Genomic DNA, 24,866 nt, shown 5'->3' with positions numbered 1-24,866 from the left:
TGCGGGCGCAGTGCCTAGCGCCCCGTCTTCGCAGAGGTTGCGCGGCTCGATCGCGCTACAGCCAGCAGAATGACCGGCTGTGCCACCTTCATGAGCGCCCACACCAACTTGTAGCGGATGCTCGGAACCGAGAGCCCGCGACCGCGCGCGGCGTCGCGCAACGAAGTGCGAACTACGAAATCCGCGTTGAGCCACATCCACTTCGGTGCCATGGCGGAGCGCTCGATACCGAGGCGGGCGTGAAATTCGGTGCGCACAAAACCGGGAGCCACCGCGCTAAAGGTGACGCCGCGGTGGCGGTACTGCGCATTGGCCCAGCGGCTGAAGCTCAACGGCCAAGTCTTAGCGGCTGCGTACAGACCGAGCGGGGCGCCTCCCGCAATACTCGCGACGGTAAGAATGGTGCCTGAGCCGCGCACGAGCATGCCGCCGAGCGCGGCATGGCTGAGGCGCAGGGGTACGGTGGCCAAGATCTCGAGCATCCGTTCCTCGTCATCGACGGAGTTGCTCTCGAATTCCTGCGCAAGGCCATAACCCGCGTTGTTCACGAGGTAGCTGACCGGATGCTCGATCGTGGCAAGTCGTTCCTCGACGGTCGTTCGCTGCTCCGGGTTGGTGAGGTCGGCGCCGAGCACCTCGACGTCGATGCCGAAGGCGGCTCGCAGCGACTCTGCCACGCTCTCCAGACGGGCGCGATCGCGTGCTACCAGGACGAGGTCGTGGCCGGCCGAGGCGAGTTGGCGGGCAAATTCTGCGCCGAGTCCCGAGGTCGCTCCCGTCACGAGAGCGGTGCCGACGTGCTGCGGTGAAGCTGGAGTGGTCATCCCGAAACGCTATCGCGTCGTGCGCGAATGTCCGCAGCATGCCGCACGATAGACACGTGAACATGAACCGGCTAGTGGAGGTGTTTGTCGAGTACCTTTCGGCAGACCGCGGTTTTAGCGTGCACACCATCCGGTCCTATCGTTCCGATCTCACCACTCTTGTCGGCTTCGCTGCCGAGCGCTCGGCTACCGAACCAGTCGACCTCGATCTAGAACTACTGCGTGAGTGGCTCTGGCAATCGTCGCAAGACGGGCTCGCTAAGGCGACGCTTGCTCGCCGAGCGGCAGCAGCCCGAGCTTTCAGCGCTTGGCTGACCGCTAACCACCACACCGAAGTGGATGCCGCGGCTCGGCTCAAAGCGCCCAAAGCTGAGCGTCACTTGCCGCGCGTTCTCAATCGCGACCAAATGGCCGAGATGTTGCAGAGTGTTGAGGCGAAAGCTTCCTCGTCCGATCCGGTTGCGTTGCGGGATCGGGCTATCGTCGAACTCTTGTATGCCTCTGCTCTGCGGGTGAGCGAACTCGTGGGCTTGAGCGCCAACGATGTCGATGATTCGCGACTGACGGTGCGGGTGATGGGTAAGGGAGCGAAGGAGCGTGTCGTTCCGTTCGGCATCCCCGCCCAGCGGGCGCTCAGCGATTACCTCACCCGCGGCCGGGGGCAGCTGACGACGGAGACCGGGGGAGCAGCGCCCCTCTTCGTGGGCGCTCGGGGCAAACGCGTGAGTGCGCGTGCCGTCTATGAGGTTATTGCGCACTTACTGGCCGATGTTCCGGGTTCGGGAGGTTCAGGGCCGCACACGTTACGACACACCGCGGCCACTCATCTGCTTGATGGGGGAGCCGACTTGCGCGCGGTGCAAGAGCTTCTCGGGCATGCGAGTCTCGGCACAACTCAGCTGTACACGCACGTCTCCACTGAGCGGCTACGCGATAGTTATCGGATGGCCCATCCGCGAGCATGATGCCCTCAGCGCGTCGAGCGCACGGGAGTGTGCGAAGACAACGCCTTCGGCGAACCCGGCGAACCCGGCGAACCCGTTGTACCCGGCGTGCTCGCTGTTGAGGAAGCTCTAACTGCTAAAGATCGTCGGCCCGACCTGAGTCTCAGGCTTCCACGATGAACGGCGCGGTCCTGGCGGGTCAATCTTCGGCGGGGCAACGGCTGGCTTTGGTGCGGGAATATCCGCGGGCTCGGGCAGTTGCTCGCGATAAATCGTCACAACTTGGTCGAGATAGCGCTCGATTACCTCTTTTTCAGACGCGTCGAAGTTGTCGAGTACGCGATCAATGCCCATGATCATGGGCATCAGGGTGGCCATGGCGGTGGCTACAGATTGAGGATTAGGCACGACGACCACGCTGCGCCGATCAGTCGGATGCTGTTCGCGAGTGACATGACCGACGGTGATCAGACGGTCGATCGAGGCAGTGACGGCGGGCGTTGAAATGTTCAGGCGGCGCGAAAGCTCGGTAGGAGGCAACGGGCCGCTCATGATCAAGTGTTCCATCGCCTCAAGGTCCGTCGCGTTGACGGAGAGCGTTCGCCCGACGTGTTCCTCGAACTCTTCGCTGATGTCGAGAATGTCCCGCAGCAGCTGGGTGGGGCGGCGTGCTTGGGGGCGCTCCAGAGCGAATTCGTTGTGTTGCATGGAGAAAACTTTACCGGTATGTTTCTAACTTGTCTAATATCTAGTTGATCGAAGTACTTTGCTTCAGAAGGAGAGCGATGTCTCGCCTCAGGACGTTCATCACCGCCCGAAAGACTTCGTGGATTGTGTTGGTCGCTGCATTCCTCGCCGCTGGTGCGATCTTTGCTGCCGGCTCCGGCAATGAGGAGGGCGCGCTGCCCGGCATCGGCCTGCCCGATTCTGCCGAATCTGCTCAAGCGGCTGCTGCCGCCGAGGATCTGCCCGGCGCTGATTCCACCGTCGCTCTACTTGTCTACACCCGCGACGACGGGGACCTCACCGACGACGACGTGGCGGCGATCACCGACGCCACGGCGTCGCTGAGTGACCTCTCCGCCGAGGGATTTGTGCCGCCGGCCTCGTTCTCCGACGACGGAACAACGGCCCTCGTCACGGTTCCGCTCGACAAGCTCTCTGAAGCGGGCGAGCAAGCGGAACGTGCTGACGAGATTCGCACCGAAGCCAACGCTGACCTCCCCGACGGCCTTTCGGCGCTGTTGAGTGGCCCTGAAGGATTCGCTGTCGACATCGCGGCAGTCTTCGAAGGCGCCGATTTCACTCTCCTCCTCACGACGGTCATTGTGGTCGCCGTGCTGTTGCTCGTTACTTACCGCAGCCCGTGGTTGTGGCTCGTGCCGCTCATTGTCGTGGGTACTGCTGACGGTCTCGCAGGCATCGTTGCCGCTCGCGTTGCCACTCTTGCCGGCATCCAGTTGGATGCTTCCGTCACCGGAATCCTCTCCGTGCTCGTTTTCGGTGCCGGTACTAACTACGCGCTCCTGTTGATTGCGCGTTACCGCGACGAATTGCGGCTCGTCGAGGATCGCCGTGAAGCCATGTCTCGTGCCTTGCGCGGTGCGGGCCCCGCCATCATCGCCAGCGGTAGCACCGTCGTGCTGGCACTCCTCACGCTTGTGTTCGCCGAGCTGCAGGGCAACCGTGCCCTCGGTATCGCGTGTGCCACGGGTGTTGTGATCGCGATGATCTTCGCACTCGTTGTGTTGCCTGCCGCTCTCGTACTCTTCGGCCGTGGTCTTTTCTGGCCTTACATCCCCAAATTCGGCACCGAAGGCAGTGCAGAGCGTGGTGTCTGGCACAAGCTCGGCGTTCTCGTTTCCAAGAAGCCTGTCGTTGTCGCAATTCTCGGCGCGATCGTGCTCGGAGCGCTCTCGCTAGGTGTGCCGCAGATCAAGATTGGGCTCTCGCAGACCGAGAGCTTCACGCAAGTTCCTGAGGCAGTCCAGGGTCAGGAACTGATTGCGGATGCGTTCCCGGCCGGCAGCGGTTCGCCTGCTTCGGTCATCGTGAATTCCGATTACACCGAAGAAGCAGCTCAAGCCGCCGAAAGTGTCGACGGCGTTGACGCTGTTCGCATCGGCGAAAGCACCTCCACCATCACGCAGATCAGCGTGGTGTTGGATGACGCTGCCGAAACAGAAGGCTCGTTCGCCGCTATCGAGGCTCTCCGTGCCGAACTCTCGACCATCGACGGTGCCGATGCGCTCGTCGGTGGCTTGGATGCGCAGGCTCTCGACGTTGAGCGCGCTCAGCAGTCGGATCAAGACCTCGTGATCCCGCTCATCCTTGGCTTGGTGTTCATCGTGCTGGTCCTCCTGCTGCGCTCGCTGGTTGCCCCTATCCTGCTGCTGCTCACGGTTGTGGCGTCGTTCTTCGCGAGCCTCGGTGCCAGCTGGTTGCTTTTCCAATCGGTCTTCGACTTCCCGGCGATTGATACGAATGTGGTGCTCTTCAGCTTCCTGTTCTTGGTGGCCCTCGGCGTTGATTACAACATCTTCCTGGTCACTCGAGCTCGAGAAGAGGCGGTCACCCACGGCACCCGCCAGGGCATGATTCGGGCACTCTCTTCGACGGGTGGCGTCATCACAAGCGCCGGTATTTTGCTTGCCGCGGTCTTCGCAGTGCTCGGAGTGCTGCCACTCATCACGCTCACGCAGATCGGAATTATTGTCTGCATCGGTGTGCTGCTCGACACCCTCCTCGTGCGTACCGTGATCGTTCCTTCGCTCGCGTTCATGTTGGGGGAGAAGTTCTGGTGGCCGAGCCGCGTCATTTCGGTGGGTGCTGAAGTGCGTACTCCGAAGGGATCGGGTGAGCACGTTCGCGCCCATGCTCCGGCGCACACCACGGAGCATGCTCCGAAGCACGCCGAGGGCGATGCTGCTCCGACGCACAAGGTCGACCGCTAAGGCTCCCTTCTCATCACGGAAAACTCGCCCTAGTCGGGTTCCGGCGCCTCGCGCTCGAACCCGGCTAGGGCTTTCTCGTCGGCAATAGAATTGCGCGCGGAATGGCTCCGAGATAGTTAAGTGGTGACACGTACTCGCCATCGAGTCGTACGCCGAAGTGCAGGCATGCGACCGAGCAGTGTCCGGGCTGCAGCTCTCCGACGACCTGACCCTGCGTCACGGGGTCACCTCGGGCCAGCGCGCTAGTGACAGGCTCGTAGCTCGTGATGAGCCCGCCCGGATGCTTAATCGACAGCACCGGGCGATCAACAACCGTGCCGGCGAAGTGCACCACGCCCGCAGCCGGCGCACGCACCTCGATTGACGCTCCCGCGCCGATATCGATTCCACGGTGTCCCGCTGAATAGGGCGTTTCAGGTGCAATATAGGGGCGGATGATCGGATGCGGTGCCTCGACGGGCCAACTCCAGACCGACTCCGCGCTAACGACTGGGCTACTGCCCGTCGACGCGGCGATGAGGAACGCGAGAATGACGCTGAACGGGGCTCGAATCATCCACCCAGTCTCGACAGTTGGTTAGCGAGCCTGCGTTGAAAAACGCTTCCGGGGAAAACGGCGTCCCGTGACGTTGTTGTGGGGGAGCGATGGTATGATTTTGGCAGCACCGCGTGTATTCGCGGTGACTACGCGTGCCCCGTTGCAGTACAACTACCGCAACATACGGCCGCTATCTCCACTCAGTCCCCTTTCGTGCAGCACTGCGATCGGGGCGGAGGTATGCCCGGGCACCAGGATTCGCGCCAACCGGTAGCGAGTATTAACTGAGAAGGCCATTGCCGCCATGCGCGCCAGTGAGCCAGAAAAGGAGAACGGCCATGGCCGTCGTAACCATCCGCGAGCTGCTTGACAGCGGCGTACACTTCGGACACCAGACTCGTCGTTGGAACCCGAAAATGAAGCGCTTCATTCTGACCGAGCGCTCGGGCAGCCACATCATTGACCTTCAGCAGTCGCTGGGTCACATCGACGCAGTTTACGACTACGTCAAAGAGACCGTCGCTCATGGCGGAACCATCCTCTTCGTGGGTACCAAGAAGCAGGCACAGGGTTCCATCGCTGAGCAGGCACTGCGCGTAGGCCAGCCCTACGTCAACCAGCGCTGGCTCGGTGGACTCCTCACCAACTTCCAGACGGTTTCCAAGCGTCTTGCACGCATGAAGGAACTCGAAGAAGTTGACTTCGATGACACCACTCGTGGTTTCACCAAGAAGGAACTGCTCATTCAGAAGCGCGAGCTTGTGAAGCTGCAGAAGAGCCTCGGTGGTATCCGTAACCTCACGAAGACCCCTTCGGCCATCTGGATCGTCGACACCAAGAAGGAGCACCTCGCCATTGACGAGGCTCACAAGCTTGGTATCCCGGTTATCGCTATCCTCGACACCAACTGCGACCCCGACGACGTTGCGTACCCGATCCCGGGTAACGACGACGCCATCCGCTCGGTTGGTCTCCTTACGCGCATCGTTGCTGACGCTGCCGCTGAGGGCCTTATCCAGCGTCACCAGAAGCCAGAAGAGGGCAAAGAAGTAGAGCCCATGGCTGCGTGGGAAGCTGAGCTTCTCGGCCAGGCTGACGCAGATGCTGCTGCAGCGAAGACTGAAGAGCCCAAGGCTGAGGAAGCTAAGGCTGAAGAGCCCAAGGCAGAGGAAGCTAAGGCTGACGACGCTGCTGCGAAGCCCGCCGCAGAGAAGACCCCCGCGAAGGCTGCAGACGCAGCTGACGACAAGAAGTAAGGATTCGAATCAATGGCAGACTTTAGCCTCGAAGACCTCAAGACCCTGCGCGAGCGCCTCGGCACCGGCATGGTTGAAACTAAGAACGCTCTCGTTGAGGCAGGCGGTGACCTCGATAAGGCCACCGAGCTTCTTCGTCTGCGCGGTGCCAAGAGCAACGCCAAGCGTTCAGACCGCTCCACCAGCGAAGGCCTCATCGCCGCGAAGACCACTGGTTCAGCAACGACCATCATCGAGCTCGCCTGCGAGACCGACTTCGTTGCGAAGGGTGACAAGTTCGTTGCTCTCGGCGAAGCCGTTGCAGAAGCAGTTTCGGCCGCTGGTGCTTCGACCGTAGAAGAGGGCCTCGCAGCACCTGCGGGATCGGCTACGGTCGCAGACCTCATCAACGACGAAGCAGCGATCCTCGGTGAGAAGTTCGAGCTACGTCGCTTGACGAAGCTCGAGGGCGACTCGTTCGAGGTTTACATGCACCGCACCAACAAGGACCTGCCTCCGCAGGTTGGCGTTGTACTCGCGTACACGGGTGACGATGCAGAGACCGCTCGCGGAATCGCTCAGCACATTTCGTTCGCTGCTCCCTCCTACCTCTCGCGCGAAGACGTTCCGGCAGATGATGTCGAGAACGAGCGTCGTATCGTAGAGGAAATCAGTCGCGGAGAGGGCAAGCCTGATGCTGCTCTTCCCAAGATCGTTGAAGGTCGTCTCGGCGCATTCTTCAAGCAGGTATCGCTGCTTGACCAGGACTACGCTCGCGACAACAAGGTATCGATCGCTAAGGTCGCCGCTGATGCAGGCATTACCATTACCGGTTTTGCTCGCTTCAAGGTAGGCGCCTAACACTCAGTGTGATGAAGGCCCGAGGCTCTATTGCCTCGGGCCTTTATTGTGCGCGCACCACCGGTGGCGACAGAATGCGGCTTGCGGCGAATCTGCTGTGCGCCCATGCTGAAGGCGCCACAACGCAATAACCTGTATATGAACATCAACACGGAAAGAAGACGATGACAACTCAACGCAAACGCCGAGTGCTGCTGAAACTATCGGGAGAAGCGTTCGGTGGTGGTCAGCTGGGTGTGAACCCGGATGTTGTCTCGGCTCTCGCCAAAGAAATTGCGGCGGCATCCACTGACGTGGAAATCGCAATTGTCGTCGGTGGTGGCAACTTCTTCCGCGGAGCGGAACTGAGCCAACGCGGCATGGACCGTGGTCGCGCTGACTACATGGGAATGCTGGGCACTGTGATGAATGCCCTCGCCCTTCAGGATTTCTTGGAACAGGCCGGTGTGGCAACGCGGGTGCAGTCAGCTATTGCCATGACTCAGGTTGCAGAGCCCTACATTCCATTGCGTGCAGAGCGTCACCTTGAGAAGGGTCGCGTCGTGATTTTCGGTGCGGGCGCTGGCCTGCCGTACTTCTCAACCGACACCGTGGCCGCTCAGCGTGCCCTCGAAATCGGCGCTGAAGAAGTGCTCGTTGCTAAAAATGGTGTGGATGGCGTTTACGACGCTGACCCTCGCAGCAACCCGGATGCCCGCAAGCTCGATTCCATTAGCTTCCAAGACGCTCTCGTTCAGGGCCTCAAGGTTGTTGACTCCACCGCCTTCAGCCTGTGCATGGACAATTCGATGCCCATGCTCGTGTTCGGCATGGAGCCCGCCGGAAACCTAACTCGCGCCATCGTGGGCGAGCAGATCGGCACCCGCGTGCACGGATAGCGTTCTGCTATTCGAAAACCCCCTAAGCCAGATGATTTCCGAGTGCCGCGCCACGGTTGTTCCAACGACCTCAGGCTAAACTCGGGTGAGACCAAGAGGAGTGCCCTGTGATCAGTGATGTTCTAGCCGAGGCTAGCGAAAAGATGAACAAGGCAGTGGATGCTGCCAAAGAAGACTTCAGCACGGTCCGTACCGGCCGCGCGAACCCGGCCCTGTTCCAGAAGGTCCTAGTGGACTACTACGGAACACCGACCCCGTTGCAACAACTGGCTTCGATGGTGAACCAGGAGGCTCGTACTCTGCTCATCACACCGTTCGACAAGTCAGCTCTCAAAGACATTGAAAAGGCCATTGCGGGGGCGCACCACATCGGTGCCAGCGTCGGCAACGACGGCAGTGTCATCCGTGCCACTCTTCCTGAACTTACTGAAGAACGTCGTAAAGACTTCGTCAAGGTAGTTCGCGAAAAGGCTGAGCAGGCCCGCGTCGCGCTGCGCAACATTCGCCGTAAGGCTAAGGACGACCTTGACGCGCTGACCGAGGTTGGCGAAGACGAGATCGCTCGTGCAGAGAAAGAACTCGAAGCGAGTACGAAAGCTCATGTCGACGCGATTGACGATGCTCTCAAGCGTAAAGAAACTGAGCTGCTCGAGGTCTAATGGTTTCTGAATTCGAAGCTCAGGTTCGAGCAACAAACGACAAGATCAACGCCCGCACCGGGCGACCTTTGGCGATGGCAATTGTCGTGGGTCTGGCGTTGGGTCTTTCGTTGTTGTTCAGCCTGATTTTCGTCAAAGAGCTATTCATGCTCTTTGCCGGGGTGCTCGTCGCGTTCACCGCGTTCGAGCTCGCAAGTGCACTTCGCTTTTCGGGGCTGAAGATTCCCCGCGTTGGGGCGGTCATCGCCGCCGTCGCAGTGGTACCCGCGTCGTTCTACTGGCACGCAGAAGGTCAGTGGTACATCACGCTGGCGGGAATCGCCTTCATGTGGGTGTGGCGATTGGTTGAAGTGGTCGTCATGCCGAGCCATCGTGGTTCGGTGCGTTCGATCATGCGCGACCTCGGTGCTGGGGTCTTCGTGATGTTGTACGTCGCGTTCCTCGCTAGCTTTACGGTCATCCTCACGTCAGAAGACGGCGGCCAGTGGTGGACCCTCGCCATGTTGATTGTTGTGGTCGTCAGCGATATCGGGGCGTATGCCAGCGGGCTATCGTTCGGCAAGCATCCGATGGCTCCCACGATCAGTCCAAACAAGACGTGGGAAGGCTTTGCCGGTGCCGCGGCTGCCGCGGTCACCGCTGGTGTGCTTCTCGCTCTCTTCATGATCGATCAACCGTGGTGGGTGGGGCTGATCTTTGGACTCGTCATTCTCGGCACGGCAACGATGGGTGACCTTGCAGAATCACTCATCAAGCGAGACCTCGGGATCAAAGACATCAGCACGTGGTTGCCCGGTCACGGCGGCTTCTTGGACCGCGTAGATTCGTCACTTTTGTCGGCTGCAGCCGGCTACGCGCTGTTTCTCATCTTTGCGTAAGGCAGAATAGAACCGTGAGCACCACATTTCCCCGCAGCCGTAAGTCACAGTTGGGGTACAACGTCGACCAGGTCGAGGACTTCCTCGAAGAGGCGCGTCGTGCCTACACCGCCGATCGGAGCGACTCTTCCGTAGTATCGTCGCGCAGCATCCGCAGGTTGGCGTTCGCGATGCACAAGGGCGGTTATTCGACCGTTCACGTCGATTCGGCGTTGGAGCGGCTTGAAGATGCCTTTGCAGCGCGCGAGCGGGATCGTGCGATCGCTGAACTGGGTGAGACTGCGTGGTACGCCAACGCTCGCGCTGAGGCGCAAGAGATTTTGAACCGCCTCGCTCGCCTCGACGGCAAGAAGTTCTCCAAGGTGAACGGATTCACGATGGGATACGCGGTCAAGGACGTCGATGCGTTCGCTCAAGAACTGGCCAACTATTTCCAGCACGGCGCACCACTGACGATTGATCGGGTGCGCACAGTAGCGTTCCGCACAGCAAAGGGCGGTTATCGCGAAGCGCAAGTCGACTACCTGCTCGACTCGGTGATCGACGTCATGCTCGCCGTTCGGTAGTTCCCTCCGTTTTTTCAGGTCCGTCGACTAGCATCACTAGTACTTTGTTTATTAATTCGCGAACCGCAATCATCCGCGCTCAGGCCCGTAGCCAGGGTGCGGATCTTTCTGGGCGGCACACACGGGTCTCGTGGACCCTCCCCGTGTTCGCCTCCGTCGCCAGTTTGGGCTTCATCGCCACGCTTATGGTGGCAGCCCCGACACCAGCGAGTACGGTGTCGGCTGCACAGGCCCCGGTGAGCTCCATCGAACGGGCAGAGGTGCAATCGCTGACCGTCGCAGAAGGCTTCGTGAACGAAGTGTCGCGAGACAAGCTTGCAGTGAAAGAACTTATTGTTGAGCCGGTCGTCCCCGCTGCTCCCGCAGCGCCCTCGGTCCCTGCCGCTGGCACACCTGACCCGGGCACGGCGCAGTCGATTGCGTTGTCGATGCTGACGGCGCGTGGCCTTGGCTCCGGCGAGTACAACTGCTTGGTCAGCCTGTGGAATCGCGAATCTGGGTGGAACGTCTACGCTCACAACTCCTCGAGCGGTGCCTACGGTATCCCGCAATCGCTTCCCGGCGACAAGATGGCGTCCGCTGGCGCCGACTGGGCCACCAACCCCGCTACGCAGATCAGCTGGGGGCTTAGCTACATCGAGGGACGTTATGGCACTCCCTGCGGCGCATGGTCTCACTCTGAGTCCAATGGCTGGTACTAGACGGCCCTGCCTCACCGCATAAGCTTGATCCATGCCCCGCTCTAATCGTCCCCGTGGACGACGTCGCCCCGATGATGACGAGAGCGCAGACCTCAGTCGGGTGATCTTCGGCTCTCGCCGCACCGAATTCAAACGAGATGGCGAGTGGAACGTTCAGCCCGTGTCGCCTTCGAAAGCGGCCAAGACCTATACCTGTCCCGGATGCTCGCAGTCGATCTCTCAAGGGACCGCCCACACAGTCACGTGGCGTGCTGACGGCATTATGGGAGAGGCAAACGACCTCTCAGCGCGACGCCATTGGCATCAGCATTGTTGGAAAATAAGATTGTGAGCGCCATCCAGTGAGCGACAATTCGGCAACCAGTTCGGCCGCATCCGCCCAGCCAGCTCCAGAGCCCATTCGCGGTGCCACTGAGTTGCCGGCGCAGCGCGAGAACATTGAGCTTCACACGAGCGATGGCTTCACTCTGGTGGGAGAACTGTCGCTGCCCGAGTCCGGTCATGTCGCGGCCTCCCTGGTGACGCTGCACCCCTTGCCGACCGCCGGTGGGTTTATGGACTCTCACATCATCCGCAAAGCCGCGGCGCGGTTGCCCGCGCTGGCAGATATTGCCGTGCTTCGTTTCAACTTCCGCGGAGTTACGTCACCGCGAGGCACCTCTGAAGGCTCGTTTGGTGAGGGCACCCTCGAAGAGTTCGATCTTGCCGCGGCTATGGATTTTGTTCGCGAGCGGGGATTGCCCAACGTGTGGCTGCTGGGGTGGTCGTTCGGCACCGAGGTCACTCTCAAGTACGGCCGACAGCACCCCATCACCGGAGCTATTCTGCTGTCCCCGCCGCTTCACCGCGCCACGGCGGAGGACGTCTCTGCGTGGGCAGGCGACGAACGACGGCTCGTCGCTGTCATTCCTGAACTCGATGACTACCTGCGACCGCACGAAGCGGCGCAGCGGTTCGCATCGGTGCCCGAAATCGACTTCGTTGCGGTCGAAGGAGGCAAGCACCTGTGGGTGGGGGAGTCTCAGACCTATCGAGTGCTGACGGAGATTGTGGCGCGCCTCAACCCGGTTGTGCTGCCGCTGCCGCGTACTTGGCCGCCGGAGGCATCCGCCGTTGCGGAGAGCACTCTCTAAAGATCTGCTTGACGCGGCACGATCACCTGTTGCACGACGATCAGGATCGCCGCGGCAACGGGGATGGCGATGAGCGCACCCAAAATACCCAGCAACGTTCCGCCGGCGAGCGCAGCGATCACAACGAGCGCGCCAGGAATTTTCACGGCCTTGTTCATGATGCGCGGATTGAGTACGTACGCCTCGACCTGCATGTAGATGAGGTAGTAAATGCCGACGCCGATGACGCTCGGGGGGCCGTTGAAAAGAAGCACGAGCAGCGTGATGACGATCGAGCCGCTCAGCGTTCCTACGAGAGGAATGAGCGACCCCATAAAGGCGATGAACGCCAATAGCGCCGAATATTTCACGGGCAAGCCGAAGGCCGGGAAAATCAGCGTCAGCACGATGAACGAGAGCACACCGTTGACGAGTGCCAACGAGCCTTGGCCAATAACGTAGCGGCCTACGGCAGCGCTTACTTGTTCAGAGAGGTCGATGAACTTCGCGCGTTTCGTGGCAGGAACCAACTGGTACAGGCCTGATTTGATGCTCTTCAGCGACGACACGAAGTAGATGGTGAGGATCAGCACGATAATCGCGCCGGTGATGCCCGTGGCGATTCCAATGCCGACAGCGAAGACGCCACCGCCGATCGTCGTGAGATCGAGGTCGGCTATCCACGCGTTAAAGCCGTCAACCAGATCTTGCACCTGCAGCCACGGGAGTGCCGTTTCGACACTTTCGCGAACGGTGCCATCAAAGAAAGCAGTTACGAGTCGAGGAGTGGCTTGCACCGCGTTGCGAACCTGCTCGGCGATAACGGGCACAATCGCGAAGATGAGGCCAGTGAAGACCCCCAGGACTCCCACCAACACGGTGAGAATGGCAGTCCAGCGAGGGAATTTCTTGGTCTCGAGCCAGGTGACAACAGGATCGAGGCCCAGAGCGAGAAATAGCGCTGCGCCCACGTAGGTAAGGATTGTCGCGAGCGAAATAACGGTTTGGCCGATTCCGACCGCAACAAGAACCCCCAGGCCGCCGAGTAACCCAAGGCGGAACGGATTGAGGATCTTCATTACGTGGCTCCATTCAGCCTGACACCCACGTGTCAGGCTGAGCGTAATTCTAGGTGCCGGGTGGGCAGTTCCTAGTTAACTTCCTCGGCTTGGTTGAGAACTCCACGAAGGTTTTCGAAGTATCCCGCCACGGTCTCGCGCTCGGCCTTGATCTTGGTGAGGCGCTCCTCGGCATCGCTGACGAGTTCTCGGGAGCGCTTCTCAGCGTCATCGGTCATGGCCTTCGCGCGCTGCTCAGCGTCGGACAACTCCTCGGCGGCGTGCGCCGAGGCCTCAGCGAGAACCTTCTTCGCCTCCGCCTGCGATGACTTGGTCAGCTCTTCGGCTTCGTGACGCTTGGCATTCGCCTCGCGCACAGCTTCGGCCAGCTGTGCCTGCGCCTCTTCGAGGTAGTTGTGCGTCTGTGCGGTTGCCTCGTTGTGCTGGGCCAAGAATTCCTTCTCGGCATCGTCGCGGCGCACCGCAAGCTCTTTTGCGAGCGAAATACGCGCTTCTTCTGCTTCGCGTTCAATCGTCGTGCGAGTCTCCTCGAGCTGATGCTTGATCGTTGCTCGAGTCGATTCCACCTCGTTCGCTAGCTCAGCGCGCTGACGAGCGATGTCCCGCTCAAGGTCAGCAGTTTGTTTCTCCACATCGTGGGCGAGTGCCGCACGGGTCTCGCTGACGTCGCTGTCAAGTTCGGTGCGCTTGCTGTCGATCGCGGCATCCAACTCGGCATGGCGGCGAGCCATTTCTTCTTCGAGTGCGGCTGTCGCTGAGGCGATTTCTGCCTCGAGCTCGTTGCGACGAGTGCTCATCTCCGCTTCGAATTGGGCGCGAGCTGTTGTGCTCTCGTGTTCGAATGCGGCACGGGCTGTCGCGATTTCATCTTCGAGCCCTGCGCGAGTTGTCTCGACGTCATTTTCGAGAGCGCCACGCGTACTGGAGACCTCTTTCGCCAGCGCCTTCTTGGTGGAATTTACCTCGCGGTCAATCGCCTTTTGCTTGGCAGCAACGTCGGCGGCGAGTTCACTTCGCGTGGCCTTGACGTGCGCCTCGAGCTCGGCGTGGGTAGACGTGACCTCGTCATCGAGTGCGGCCTTCGTCGTAGCAACGTGGTTGTTGAGTTCGGCCCGAGTGGTCGTGACCTCTTGCTCGAGGGAGGCCTGGGTGACCTTAACCTCTTGCTCGAGGGCCGTCTTGGTGGTCGATACTTCTTGCTCAAGAGCGGCTTGGGTGCTTGTGACTTCGTGTTCGAGAGCAGCCTTTGTTGAGGTGACTTCGTCGTCGAGCGCGGCGCGCGTGCTCGTGACGTCGTGTTCGAGCAGCTGGCGTGCGTCGCGTTCCTCGGTCTCCCACAGGTCTCGGGCTTCAGACAACTCAGCGTCGAGGGCGGCCCGTGCGGTCGTGACGGTTTTTTCGAGCTCGGCCAGCGTAGTCGCGGCCTCGGTAGCGGCGGCGTTGCGAGTGGCGTCCGCTTCTGCCTCGAGCGCTGCGTGTCCCGCGTCCAGCTCTGCCTTGAGTTTCGCTTGGGCGGCGTTTGTCTCGTTGACCAGCTTCGCGTGACCGGCAGCGGTCTCGTTCGCCAGTTTCGTGTGGGCAGCCTTGGTCTCGTTCGCGAGCTTGTCTCGAGCCGTGGTGGTCTCAGCGTCGAGCTCAGCCCGCGCGGTGTCGATCTCGCGAGCTAGATCGGTGCGTGCTTGCTCGATGTCCCGCTCTAGGTCTTCGCGCTGCTTGGTGTTCTCAGCCTCGAACGTCGCGCGTCCAAGCTCAGCGTCCCGGGCGAGAGATTCTGCAGCCTCGCGCGCTTCGGCGACTTCAGCCGCGGTGCTGGCACGCAGCTCTGCCATCGCTCGTTCTGTTTCGGCACGCAGAGCTGCAGCTTCTCGCTTCGCTGAGGTACGGGCATCCGCTGCTTCGGTCGCTACGGCGCCACGAATGGTTGCTGCTTCCCGAGAAGCATCACCCACGAGCTGAGACGCTTCGTCTCTCGCCCGTGCGACAAGAGTGTCCGCTTCGGCGCGGGACGATTTTGCGAGCGCTGCTGCCTCATGCTGGGCTTCGGCCAAGGTGCGTTCGGCTTCGCTCGCGGTGTCTGCGCGAAGAGTCGAGGTTTCAGCCTGCACCGCTTTGCGCATCTTCTCAGCGTCAATGTCGGCCTGGCTGATGAGTTGAGTCGAGTGCTCTTCGGCAACACGAAGCATGCTCTCGAGCTTTGAGCCGAGTCCGCTGTAGGTGGGGCTGCCCGATTCGTCGAGCTCAGCCTGAAGATCTTCGTTTACGGCGAGGAGTCTTTTGACCTCTTTTGTCGAGGCCGTGCGATCTGCTTTAGCGGCAACAAGTTCGCGACGAAGTTCGCCGATAAGTTTGTCGACGTCGTCTTTCTTGTAACCGCGCATCTCTGTGCCGAAATCGGTATCGTTCGCGGCCAAGATTTCTCCTCGATGTCTGCGGAATGAACCCTCTGAGTTTAGTGGGGCGCGGAGGCCTCCTGTCATCCTCGTTTCGAACCCGCATCGTGGCGTTCACTCTTCTCCCAGATACTTCCCAGAAGAGTAACTAGGTGGGCTGGAAACGATCGGCTATTCTTGAACGTCTTTGATGTTGCCTTCCCGAGTGGATGGGGCCCCTACCTCCAGACCAGCTGAGGTTCTGCCAACGTGGCATGGGTTTTCTTTCCGTGAGTCATCGTGGGCAACACGAAAGGAGAGATAGTGAGATTCGTTCTCGCCATAGTGAGCTTCATGCTCGCAGCCGTCATGATCGGCTACGGCATTGCTCAGCAAACCATTCTTGCGACCCCGGATGAGGTGTCAGTCTCCGCGGAGATGGACGGCACAGCGCCACTCACCGTGATCAGCGGCGAGGCGTTCAACACGTTCTCGGGCAACCAGACCATCCGGATTGAAGGCCCCCGCCGGATTGTGGCTGCGTACGGTCGCTCCACCGACGTGCTCGCCTGGGTGGGCGACGCAAGCTACAACATGGTGTCCATCGACCCCGAGACGGGCGATCTGACGACCGAAACGATCGCGGGAACCGAGCAAGAGGTTCCCGACCCGTACAACTCAGACCTCTGGCTAGAGAACTACGAGGCCGAGAACGAGCTGGCGCTCACCGTGAAAATTCCGACTGACGTGTCGTTCATTCTGGCGTCAGATGGAACAGAGCCCGCCCCCAACGCCGTATCGCTTTCGTGGCCCCTCGACAACAGCACGCCCTGGGCTGGCACGCTCATCATGGGCGGTGCCGGTGTATTACTCATCGGCCTCATCTTCCTGATGTGGGCGGTGCACAACATGCGCCGCGCTGGCGGCCCGCGCCGCAAGCCGCAGAAGATGCCGAAGGTTCCTAAGAAGGCTCGCTACAAGCAGTCGAAGCGTGGTTCACAGGCCAGCGACGCGTCGTCGCTCCGCACAAGCGCGCGGATCGCTATCCCCGCGGTTCTCGTGAGCGCAATAATCCTCAGCGGATGCACCGCGTCGACCGCGCCTAATTCAGCCGCCGACCAGACAGTTCCGTCGCCAAGCCCTGCTGCCACAGACGAGGCGCCCGCTGTTACGGCGCCCGCGGTTGCTGTTCGCCAGATCGAGAAGATCGTCGCCCAGATCAGTGCCGTCTCTCAAGAGGCCGATGACGAACGTGACGCCGACCTTATTGAGACCCGCTTCTCAGACGCTGCGCTTGAGTATCGGCTCGCGAATTACAAGATGCGTGAAGCCGATGACGATATTGCTCTGCCCGTCGCCATCCCGGATGGTCCCGTGCAGCTCACTCTCCCTCAGCAAACCGACACGTGGCCGCGCACTGTGTTCACGATCATCCTTGACGAGACCGATTCCACGGTTGCGCCGATCGCACTCTTCCTCGAGCAAAAAGCGCCGCGCGACAATTACAAGGTCAGCTACGCCATCAATCTCGAACCGTCAGTTGTGTTCCCCGACGTTGCCGCGGCTAGCGTCGGAACCTCACGTCTGCCGGCCGACAGCGGCCTGCTGCGCTCATCGCCGACCGAGGTTGCGCTCGACTATGCCGAAATTCTCGAGCAGGATCTCGACAGCGACTCCTACCTCGACTTCCAAGTCGAGGGTGACAGCTTGCGCGAGAGCGTCGGGCTCGCGGTGAAAAAGAAAGAGAAGGCCGCTCTATCGAGCACCGCCACTCTTACTTATGGCCACGAACTAGGCGCTGCGGATCCCATCGCCATGGCCACGGTTGACGCCGGTGCCATCGTCGCGGTCCATCTCTACGAGACCAAGGTCGCTGCTCCGAAGGAAGAAGGCTCTGCCGTTACCTTCAGCGGTCAGACCAAGGCTCTCTCGGGAATCTCGATCACCGAAGAAGGCATCAAGTCGACCTACGGTGATCAATTACTCTTCTATGTTCCTGCCGCGGGCAACGACGAGAAAATCGTTCTGCTCGGCTACACCCAAGGACTCGTTGAAGCATCGGAGTTGAAATGACAAACGCCCCCCTGAACGCCGCTAGTCTTCGCGGAGCTGTCGACCTTTCGTCGCTCGTTCGCCAGCACAACACTCCCGCCTCGGCGGCGGGTGCTCCGGCGGGAGATGCTCCCGCAGATGCTGCTGCCGAGTCTCGGGCGCCGAGCGGCTACGCCACGAGTGCGAACGATGCCTCCTTTGCCCAAGTTCTTGAACTCTCCAATACGGTGCCCGTCATCGTTGAGTTCTTTGGCCAAGGAATCGAAGCATCGCTCGAACCGACGATCGCCCAGTACAAGGGCCGGTTCGCCTTGGTCACCGTGGATGCCACGGCAAACCCCCAGTTGGTGCAAGCGTTCCAAGTGCAAGAGGTGCCGACTGTCGCAGCCGTCATCGGCGGGCGCCCCGTGCAGTTGTTTAGCGGCATCATGCCGGAGAACGACCTCAAAGAGGTGCTTGAACAGGTTTTGCAGCTCGCTGCCGAAAACAAGGTGACGGGCACATTGCCTGCGGCCGATGAAACGGCGGAGGACGAGGCCGTAGAACCGGTCGAAGAGCCGCTACCTCCCTTGCACCAAGAAGCTTTCGACGCGATTTCTGCTGGCGACTTCGCTACGGCGATCGAGGCCTACAAGACGGCTATCACGCAGAACCCGCGCGACCAACAGGCCATCGCCGGGCTCGCTCAGGTTTCGCTGTTGGCTCGGCTTGAAGGGCATACCGCTGACTCGGTGCGCAGTGCCGCAGCTCAAGCTCCTGCCGATGTCGAGGCTCAGCTCGCCGTGGCTGACCTCGATATCTCTGGTGGTCATCTGGGCGACGCCTTCGACCGACTGCTCGAGCTCTTTCCCTCAGCAGACGCCAATGGCAAAGGCGCTATTCGCACCCGCTTGCTCGACTATTTCGAAATCGCTGGCGCCGAAGATCCTCGCGTAGCAGATGCTCGTCGCCGACTCACATTGCTGCTCTACTAGTCGCGAGCAATCGCGCCGACGTGAGCGTCGGTAGCGCGAAGAAGGTCGGCGGGCGAAAGCTCAATGTCGAATCCGCGTGTGCCGCCGCTCACGAACACGGTCTCAAAGAGTTCGACGGTCTCATCGATCACGGTTCGGTGGGGGAGCCTTTGCCCAATCGGGCTGATGCCGCCCAGCACATAACCGGTACGTCGCTGTGCAACCGCGGGCTCGGCCATCGTCGCCTTCTTGCCGCCCAGAGTCGAGGCGAGCGCTTTGAGGTCGAGTTTTCCCGAAACGGGAACGACGGCAACGATCATCTCGTCATCCACCACGGTCATGAGGGTCTTGAAGACCTGCTCGGGAGAAACTCCGAGGACGGTGGCGGCTTCGATGCCATAGTCCTGGTTGCTGGCGTCGTGCGCGTAGGGGTGTGCAGTGAAGGTGATGCCGAGCGCATCGAGCGCAACGGTGGCTGGGGTTCCGAGCGCCATCAGCGATCGTTTGCCCGCGAGCGAGGGGGAGCCGGGTCGAAGCAGCAGTGCATGCGATCTAGAGTAATGACACACAGCCATTTATGCGGATGCTGTGGCGGAGTAACGGAGTTACGGTGACCATTTATCTCGACCACGCGGCCACAACGCCTATGCGCCCTTCGGTAGTGCAGGCTTTCGCGGCGGCACTGCCTGTGGTGGGTAACCCCTCGTCGATTCACTCTCAGGGCCAAGCGGCGAAGCGAATGCTTGAAGAGGCGCGAGAAACTGTCGCGGCGAGCGTTGGCGCAGATTCGGTAGAGGTCACTTTTACTTCGGGCGGTACCGAAGCCATCAATCTTGCCCTTAAAGGGTTGTACTGGACGCGAAACTCGGGTGCCGTTGAGCGCCGCCGAGTGCTCGTCGCGCAGGCAGAACATCACGCAACGATCGATGCGGTCGAATGGATGCGGGCCCACGAAGGTGCAGAACTCGACTGGATTCCGGTCGATACTCTCGGTCGCATCGATGTCGACTATGTGCGGAGTGCGCTCGCCGACGATGTCGCGCTGGTCTCGATGTTGTGGGCAAATAACGAGGTGGGTAGCCTGCAGCCGGTCGCCGAGATTGCCGCGCTTGCGGCGGCCCACGGCGTTCCGGTGCATGTGGATGCCGTGTCGGCGTTCGGCTACGTTCCTATTGACTTTCACGCGGCCGGTGTCGCGGCGCTCAGTGTCTCGGCTCACAAGATCGGTGGTCCGGTTGGCGTCGGAGCGCTCGTGATTGCGCGCTCGGCATCCGTCACTCCTCTTATTCACGGTGGTAGCCAGCAGCGCGCACGCTCGGGAACTATGGACGCGCCCGGCGCGGTCGCCTTTGCCGCGGCGGCACGTGAGGCCACCGCCGACTTGGCTGAGCAGGCGACCAGGCTTACGACGCTGCGTGATTCGCTCATCGCCGGAGTGCAGACAGCCGTTCCCGAGGCCGTGTTGCGCGGTGACCCGAGCGATCGTTTACCAGGCAACGCTCATTTCACTTTCCCCGGTTGCGAGGGCGACTCTCTGCTGTTCTTGCTGGATGTCGCGGGCTTCAGCGTCTCGACTGGCTCCGCCTGCCAGGCGGGAGTGCCCGAAGCGAGCCACGTCTTGCTGGCGATGGGCCTTGACGAACCCGCAGCGCGCGGAGCCCTGCGCATCTCGTTGGGGGAGTCAAGCACGACTGACGAGGTGGAGCAGTTCGTTGCCGCTCTCCCGAAAGCCGTGGAGCAAGCCCGTAGCGCTGGATACTCTGACCGGATGACCGTGCTGGGGCGCGGCTAGGCGGCGCTCCAGGCTCCAGCGACGCTGTTGCTGTCCCCGTTGCCGGCGCCGGCGGCGTGGTGGCCCGACGGTGCATGTCCTCACGCGCCACACCATTGACTCAGCACCTTCGCACCTGTAAGTTTTTTATTGCAGGTGAAAGGAATCTGGTGAATTCAGAAGAGCTTGGAGCGTGGTTAGCCGCCGTGGCGAACCCGCAGCGCATGCGCATTCTGGCCGAGTTATCGAGCGGCCAACAACACGTGAGCGAGTTGGCCCGCCGCGTCGGAATGTCCCGCGCCCTGCTCTATATGCACCTCGCCAAGCTCGAAGAAGCGGGATTCGTCGCCGGGCATCACGAGCTCAGCGACGACGGCAAAGCACTCAAGCTCTTCGAGGTCGTTCCGTTTCGCGTCACCGTCACTCCGGCGTTGCTTGCCCGCGCGGTAGCGCAGTCGGTGAGGGACGGCGAGGTCGAGAATGAAGGCGACGCGGCCGACGCGGCCGGCGCATCGTGAAGCCGGCCACGGCATCCCAAACATTATCTAGTTGCAACTCTCACAAAGGAAAATAATGGAAGTCTTTTATAGCCTCTGGTTCTGGATCGGCATTGTCGCCATCGTGGGCATCATTGCGGGCGTCATCCATAACTCCACCAACAAGAAGGCAGAAACAGCGAAGTACGTCGCGGATGCTCAGGCCGGCGGCGACTATCGTGCGCTTGCTGACCAGAGCCTCGAAACCAACCGTGCGCTGCTTCAGCGATTGGATGTCGTGGAACAGCGCCTCGCGAGCATCGAGAAAACTCTCACTGACATCCCGCAGTAGCGTGCGGAGCAGTATGAGTAGAGTGCGGCACGGCGCGCTCGCCCGCGAACGTTCCGCCCGGAACTTGCCCAGCAACTCGTCTCGTACACTGGACGGATGAAGATTTTAGCGGCGATGAGTGGCGGAGTGGACTCCGCCGTGGCGGCCGCGCGCGCTGTTGAGGCTGGGCACGAGGTTGTTGGGGTGCATTTGGCGCTGAGCCGGCAACCCGGAACCCTGCGCACCGGCGCTCGCGGTTGCTGCACGATTGAAGACTCGATGGATGCCCAGCGGGCCGCCAACATTATTGGGATCCCGTACTACGTGTGGGATTTCTCTGAGCGTTTCAAACTTGACGTGGTGGATGACTTTATCGCCGAGTACTCGGCCGGTCGCACTCCGAACCCCTGCATGCGCTGCAACGAGCGCATCAAGTTCGCCGCCCTTCTGGAGAAGGCGGTGGCGCTCGGGTTCGATGCTGTCGCCACCGGTCACTACGCCAACATCATCGAAGATGAGAATGGTAACCGCGAACTGCACCGTGCCGCTGCCTGGGCCAAGGACCAGTCCTACGTTCTTGGCGTGCTGACGACGGAGCAGCTGGCGCACAGCATGTTCCCGCTCGGGGCTACCCCCTCGAAGGCAGAGATTCGCGCCGAAGCTGCTGAGCGCGGATTCTCGGTAGCCAACAAGCCCGATTCCCACGACATTTGCTTTATTCCCGACGGCAACACTCGCGGCTGGCTCGCGGACAAAGTCGGCGCCGAGCAGGGCGAGATTCTTGACCGCAACGGAGATGTGCTCGGCAAGCATGAGGGTGCTTTGGCCTTCACGATTGGTCAGCGCAAGGGCCTCAATGTGGGCTACCCGACGGATGACGGCAAGCCGCGTTTCGTGCTCGAGATTCGTCCCAAGACCAACGAGGTCGTTGTCGGGCCGCGCGAAGCTCTCGCGCTCTCGCAGGTTGCGGGAACCAAGTTTTCGTGGGCTGGGCTCGACCCTCAAGCATCCGGTTTCATCTCCGAGCCGGGGGAGAGCTTCGAGTGCCACGTGCAGGTTCGCGCTCACTCCGACCCTATGCCGGCTGTAGCTCGCATCGCTTCGGCGACCGAGGGCGCGGACAACGTGGGAGATGCCACGGGCCCCGAACTGATCGTGACGCCACACGAACCGCTCATTGGGGTTTCACCAGGTCAGACCGCGGTGATTTACGTTGGAACTCGTGTTCTGGGGCAGTGCACGATTGCCCGCACGGTTTCTGCGGTTCCGGCCGGAGTTTAGTTCTCTTTTTCCATCACGTGGCAGGAGGGAATCCCTCGGTTCACACGGAGAAGTCAGTGCTGCTGTTTAGACTTGAACCGTGGCCAATAGCACTGTGAACCCGGGTTCTTCTCACTCCTCAGACGAGCACGTTCCCGAGATAGCCGATCCCGAACTCTCCGAAGCCCGGGATGAGGCGCAAGCGCTCACTTCGCGCATTCTCGAACTTCGCGATGCCTACTACGTTCGGGACGAGACGCTTGTCGACGATGCCGAATACGACGGTCTCATCCAGCGGCTCGAAGCGCTAGAGAAGGCGCATCCCGAACTGCAGGGGCAAGACAGCCCGACCCAGCGGGTTGGTGGCCGGGTAGCGACCCTGTTCGACCCTGTGGAGCACGCCGAGCGCATGCTGAGCCTCGACAACGTGTTCTCGCTCGAAGAGTTCGGTGAGTGGGCCGCCAAAGTTCAACGTGACTCGGCTCGCCATATCGATTTCTTGTGTGAGCTCAAGATCGATGGGCTCGCTATCAATCTGCGCTACATCGACGGCGCGCTCGTGAGCGCGGCAACCCGCGGCGATGGTCGCGTCGGCGAAGACGTGACCGAGAACATTCTGCGAGTTGAAGGCATCCCGCAGAGGTTAGCGGGCTCGGGGCATCCGCCCATTGTCGAAGTACGCGGTGAAGTCTTCATTCCGCTGCAACTCTTTCGCGAGTTGAACGCGGAGCAGGCTCGCATCGGAGAGAAAGTTTTCGCGAATCCGCGCAACGCTGCGGCCGGATCACTGCGTCAAAAGTCTGAAGGCAAGAACGACGAGAAGCTGGCAGCAATGCGTCGTCGTTTGTCGTCGCTGCGCATGCTCGTGCACGGCATCGGAGCATGGAATGGCGAGCGCGCCGGCAGCGAGCCGATCCGCACCCAGAGCGAGGTGTACGGCCTTCTTGCAGAGTGGGGTTTGCCCACGAGCCCCTACTTCAAGGTCGTGCCCACGGCGACAGAGGTCGAAGAGTTTATTCGGTACTACGGTGAGCACCGCGACAGCGTTGTGCACGAGATCGATGGCATCGTCATCAAGGTCGACGAACTGGCGCTGCACGAAGAGTTGGGGGCTACATCGCGCGCGCCGCGCTGGGCGATCGCCTATAAGTACCCACCGGAGCAGGTCAACACCAAGTTGCTCGACATCGTGGTCGGCGTTGGTCGCACCGGGCGCGCAACACCGTATGCCGTGATGGAGCCCGCCCTCGTTGCGGGCTCGGTCGTACGCCAAGCTACCCTGCACAACCAAGATGTCGTCAAACGCAAGGGCGTGTTGATCGGAGACACCGTTGTGCTCCGCAAAGCGGGCGACGTCATCCCTGAAGTCCTGGGGCCAGTCGAAGAACTACGCGACGGCACAGAGTATGCCTTCGTGATGCCGACGAACTGTCCGGAATGTGGAACACCACTGCGCGCGATGAAAGAGGGCGATATCGATTTGCGGTGCCCCAACGCGCGCAGTTGCCCGGCACAGGTTCGCGGCCGCATTGAACACGCCGGTAGCCGGGGTGGTCTCGATATCGAGGTGCTCGGTGAAGTTATTGCGCGCGCTCTTGCGCAACCGCGCGAGCCAGCGGTGCCTCCGCTCATCAACGAAGCGGGCCTGTTCGATCTCACGGTTGAAGATATCTTTCCGATCGTGGTCGCTGTTCGTGACTCCGAGACGGGCGAAGTTCTCACCAACGACGATGGTACAGAGCGTCTCGTCATGCCGTTCCGCCGCGCCCGCAAATCCACGGGCAAAGATGCTGATCCCGAATATGACGCCAATGCCGTGGAATTTGCCGGCACTCCCGACTGGGTGCCGTCGAGTAACGCGGTCAAGCTCATCGCCAATCTGAACGAAGCTAAGTCGAAGCCACTCTGGCGATTGCTCGTGAGCTTGAGCATCCGCCACGTTGGTCCGGTTGCTGCGCGTGCCCTCGCCGAATACTTCGGATCGCTCGCGGCGATACGAGAAGCAACCCGCGAGGAGCTTGCCGCGGTCGACGGTGTCGGTCAGATCATTGCGGATTCAGTGGCCGACTGGTTTGACGTTGATTGGCATCAAGAAATCGTTCAACGCTGGGCGGATGCGGGAGTGCGGTGGGCAACGCCCGGTCACCCTGGCCCCGGAGCAGCACAATCCAACGACGGCATTCTCGCCGGGCTCACGATCGTCGCGACCGGCAGCCTGGAAGGGTTTACTCGCGAGGGCGCCCAAGAAGCGATCATTGCGGCTGGAGCAAAAGCGGCGTCGAGCGTAAGCAAGAAGACTGACTTCGTCGCGGCGGGCCCCGGCGCCGGATCGAAGCTCACTAAAGCGGAGCAGCTGGGCATCCCCGTTATCGACGCAGCTCAGTTCGCGCGACTGCTCACAGCGGGCCCCGACTCGCTCTAAAAC

The 24,866-nt window shown here is 61.0% G+C and carries 23 protein-coding genes; 17 read left to right on the top strand and 6 right to left on the bottom strand.

Annotated elements, in window-relative coordinates; genetic code table 11:
* Positions 1-14: 14 nt before the first annotated feature.
* Positions 15-824 carry an SDR family oxidoreductase gene (locus ESZ53_RS04850; RefSeq protein WP_129071791.1) on the bottom strand — a complete coding sequence of 270 codons (810 nt, stop codon included), beginning with the start codon at positions 822-824 and terminating at the stop codon, positions 15-17.
* Positions 825-886: 62 nt separating this feature from the next.
* On the opposite strand from ESZ53_RS04850, the gene ESZ53_RS04845 reads away from it, so the two are divergent.
* Positions 887-1,789: a tyrosine recombinase XerC gene (locus tag ESZ53_RS04845; RefSeq protein ID WP_246837388.1), complete on the top strand. Its 903-nt coding sequence runs from the start codon at positions 887-889 to the stop codon at positions 1,787-1,789.
* A 108-nt stretch (positions 1,790-1,897) separates the two neighbouring features.
* Here the strand turns inward: ESZ53_RS04845 and ESZ53_RS04840 are convergent, their stop codons facing one another.
* Positions 1,898-2,476: a MarR family winged helix-turn-helix transcriptional regulator gene (locus ESZ53_RS04840; RefSeq protein WP_129071789.1), complete on the bottom strand. Its 579-nt coding sequence runs from the start codon at positions 2,474-2,476 to the stop codon at positions 1,898-1,900.
* Between the two features lie 77 nt (positions 2,477-2,553).
* Here ESZ53_RS04840 and ESZ53_RS04835 point away from each other — a divergent pair, with 77 nt between their 5' ends.
* On the top strand, positions 2,554-4,722 hold the full coding sequence (locus ESZ53_RS04835) for an MMPL family transporter (protein ID WP_246837387.1): 2,169 nt from the start codon (positions 2,554-2,556) through the stop codon (positions 4,720-4,722).
* Between the two features lie 64 nt (positions 4,723-4,786).
* On the opposite strand, the gene ESZ53_RS04830 is transcribed toward ESZ53_RS04835, so the two are convergent.
* Positions 4,787-5,278 (bottom strand): M23 family metallopeptidase, encoded by a 492-nt coding sequence (locus ESZ53_RS04830; RefSeq protein ID WP_129071788.1) that lies wholly within the window; start codon positions 5,276-5,278, stop codon positions 4,787-4,789.
* A 320-nt stretch (positions 5,279-5,598) separates the two neighbouring features.
* On the opposite strand from ESZ53_RS04830, the gene rpsB reads away from it, so the two are divergent.
* From rpsB to ESZ53_RS04785, 8 genes are all read left to right on the top strand, one after another.
* Positions 5,599-6,516, top strand: coding sequence for a 30S ribosomal protein S2 (gene rpsB, locus ESZ53_RS04825; protein ID WP_129071787.1), 918 nt, complete (start codon positions 5,599-5,601; stop codon positions 6,514-6,516).
* 12 nt (positions 6,517-6,528) lie between these two features.
* Positions 6,529-7,356, top strand: a complete 828-nt coding sequence (tsf, locus tag ESZ53_RS04820) for a translation elongation factor Ts (protein WP_129071786.1) — start codon at positions 6,529-6,531, stop codon at positions 7,354-7,356.
* A gap of 164 nt (positions 7,357-7,520) precedes the next feature.
* On the top strand, positions 7,521-8,234 hold the full coding sequence (pyrH, locus tag ESZ53_RS04815; RefSeq protein ID WP_129071785.1) for a UMP kinase: 714 nt from the start codon (positions 7,521-7,523) through the stop codon (positions 8,232-8,234).
* Between the two features lie 107 nt (positions 8,235-8,341).
* Complete coding sequence (gene frr, locus ESZ53_RS04810) at positions 8,342-8,893, top strand: ribosome recycling factor (RefSeq protein WP_129071784.1); 552 nt, start codon at positions 8,342-8,344, stop codon at positions 8,891-8,893.
* Complete coding sequence (locus ESZ53_RS04805; RefSeq protein ID WP_129071783.1) at positions 8,893-9,771, top strand: phosphatidate cytidylyltransferase; 879 nt, start codon at positions 8,893-8,895, stop codon at positions 9,769-9,771. Before frr ends, ESZ53_RS04805 begins: the two co-directional genes overlap by 1 nt.
* A gap of 14 nt (positions 9,772-9,785) precedes the next feature.
* Positions 9,786-10,337: a DivIVA domain-containing protein gene (locus ESZ53_RS04800; protein WP_129071782.1), complete on the top strand. Its 552-nt coding sequence runs from the start codon at positions 9,786-9,788 to the stop codon at positions 10,335-10,337.
* 44 nt (positions 10,338-10,381) lie between these two features.
* Complete coding sequence (locus ESZ53_RS04795) at positions 10,382-11,038, top strand: lytic transglycosylase domain-containing protein (RefSeq protein ID WP_246837386.1); 657 nt, start codon at positions 10,382-10,384, stop codon at positions 11,036-11,038.
* Between the two features lie 341 nt (positions 11,039-11,379).
* Positions 11,380-12,171: an alpha/beta hydrolase gene (locus ESZ53_RS04785; protein ID WP_129071780.1), complete on the top strand. Its 792-nt coding sequence runs from the start codon at positions 11,380-11,382 to the stop codon at positions 12,169-12,171.
* On the opposite strand, the gene ESZ53_RS04780 is transcribed toward ESZ53_RS04785, so the two are convergent.
* Together ESZ53_RS04780 and ESZ53_RS04775 are read right to left on the bottom strand one after the other, a co-directional pair.
* A complete protein-coding gene (locus tag ESZ53_RS04780) occupies positions 12,168-13,229 on the bottom strand; it encodes an AI-2E family transporter (protein ID WP_129071779.1) in 1,062 nt (353 codons plus the stop codon). The genes ESZ53_RS04785 and ESZ53_RS04780 overlap by 4 nt on opposite strands.
* 71 nt (positions 13,230-13,300) lie before the next feature.
* Positions 13,301-15,640 carry a hypothetical protein gene (locus ESZ53_RS04775; protein ID WP_129071778.1) on the bottom strand — a complete coding sequence of 780 codons (2,340 nt, stop codon included), beginning with the start codon at positions 15,638-15,640 and terminating at the stop codon, positions 13,301-13,303.
* A 282-nt stretch (positions 15,641-15,922) separates the two neighbouring features.
* Here ESZ53_RS04775 and ESZ53_RS04770 point away from each other — a divergent pair, with 282 nt between their 5' ends.
* Both ESZ53_RS04770 and ESZ53_RS04765 read left to right on the top strand, forming a co-directional pair.
* A complete protein-coding gene (locus ESZ53_RS04770) occupies positions 15,923-17,671 on the top strand; it encodes a hypothetical protein (protein ID WP_246837385.1) in 1,749 nt (582 codons plus the stop codon).
* A complete protein-coding gene (locus tag ESZ53_RS04765; RefSeq protein ID WP_129071776.1) occupies positions 17,668-18,624 on the top strand; it encodes a tetratricopeptide repeat protein in 957 nt (318 codons plus the stop codon). The genes ESZ53_RS04770 and ESZ53_RS04765 overlap by 4 nt, the downstream gene beginning before the upstream one ends.
* Here the strand turns inward: ESZ53_RS04765 and ybaK are convergent.
* The gene (gene ybaK, locus ESZ53_RS04760) at positions 18,621-19,097 is read right to left on the bottom strand and encodes a Cys-tRNA(Pro) deacylase (RefSeq protein WP_129071775.1); all 477 of its coding nucleotides are present in this window, start codon (positions 19,095-19,097) and stop codon (positions 18,621-18,623) included. The genes ESZ53_RS04765 and ybaK overlap by 4 nt on opposite strands.
* Before the next feature lie 116 nt (positions 19,098-19,213).
* Between ybaK and ESZ53_RS04755 the strand changes: the two genes are divergently transcribed.
* The 5 genes from ESZ53_RS04755 to ligA all read left to right on the top strand — a co-directional run bounded on the left by ESZ53_RS04755 (position 19,214) and on the right by ligA (position 24,863).
* On the top strand, positions 19,214-20,395 hold the full coding sequence (locus ESZ53_RS04755) for a cysteine desulfurase family protein (protein ID WP_129071774.1): 1,182 nt from the start codon (positions 19,214-19,216) through the stop codon (positions 20,393-20,395).
* A gap of 149 nt (positions 20,396-20,544) precedes the next feature.
* On the top strand, positions 20,545-20,892 hold the full coding sequence (locus tag ESZ53_RS04750) for a winged helix-turn-helix domain-containing protein (RefSeq protein WP_129071773.1): 348 nt from the start codon (positions 20,545-20,547) through the stop codon (positions 20,890-20,892).
* Between the two features lie 55 nt (positions 20,893-20,947).
* On the top strand, positions 20,948-21,202 hold the full coding sequence (locus ESZ53_RS04745) for a hypothetical protein (RefSeq protein ID WP_129071772.1): 255 nt from the start codon (positions 20,948-20,950) through the stop codon (positions 21,200-21,202).
* 96 nt (positions 21,203-21,298) lie between these two features.
* Positions 21,299-22,462 carry a tRNA 2-thiouridine(34) synthase MnmA gene (mnmA, locus tag ESZ53_RS04740; RefSeq protein ID WP_129071771.1) on the top strand — a complete coding sequence of 388 codons (1,164 nt, stop codon included), beginning with the start codon at positions 21,299-21,301 and terminating at the stop codon, positions 22,460-22,462.
* Positions 22,463-22,556: 94 nt separating this feature from the next.
* The gene (gene ligA / locus ESZ53_RS04735) at positions 22,557-24,863 is read left to right on the top strand and encodes an NAD-dependent DNA ligase LigA (protein WP_371683556.1); all 2,307 of its coding nucleotides are present in this window, start codon (positions 22,557-22,559) and stop codon (positions 24,861-24,863) included.
* The last annotated feature ends 3 nt before the right edge of the window (positions 24,864-24,866 follow it).

It is taken from the genome of Salinibacterium sp. UTAS2018 (assembly GCF_004118935.1).
Lineage (GTDB): Bacteria > Actinomycetota > Actinomycetes > Actinomycetales > Microbacteriaceae > Rhodoglobus.
The sequence above is the reverse complement of the archived record's forward strand: the minus strand, read 5'-3'. Positions and strand labels throughout refer to the sequence as shown.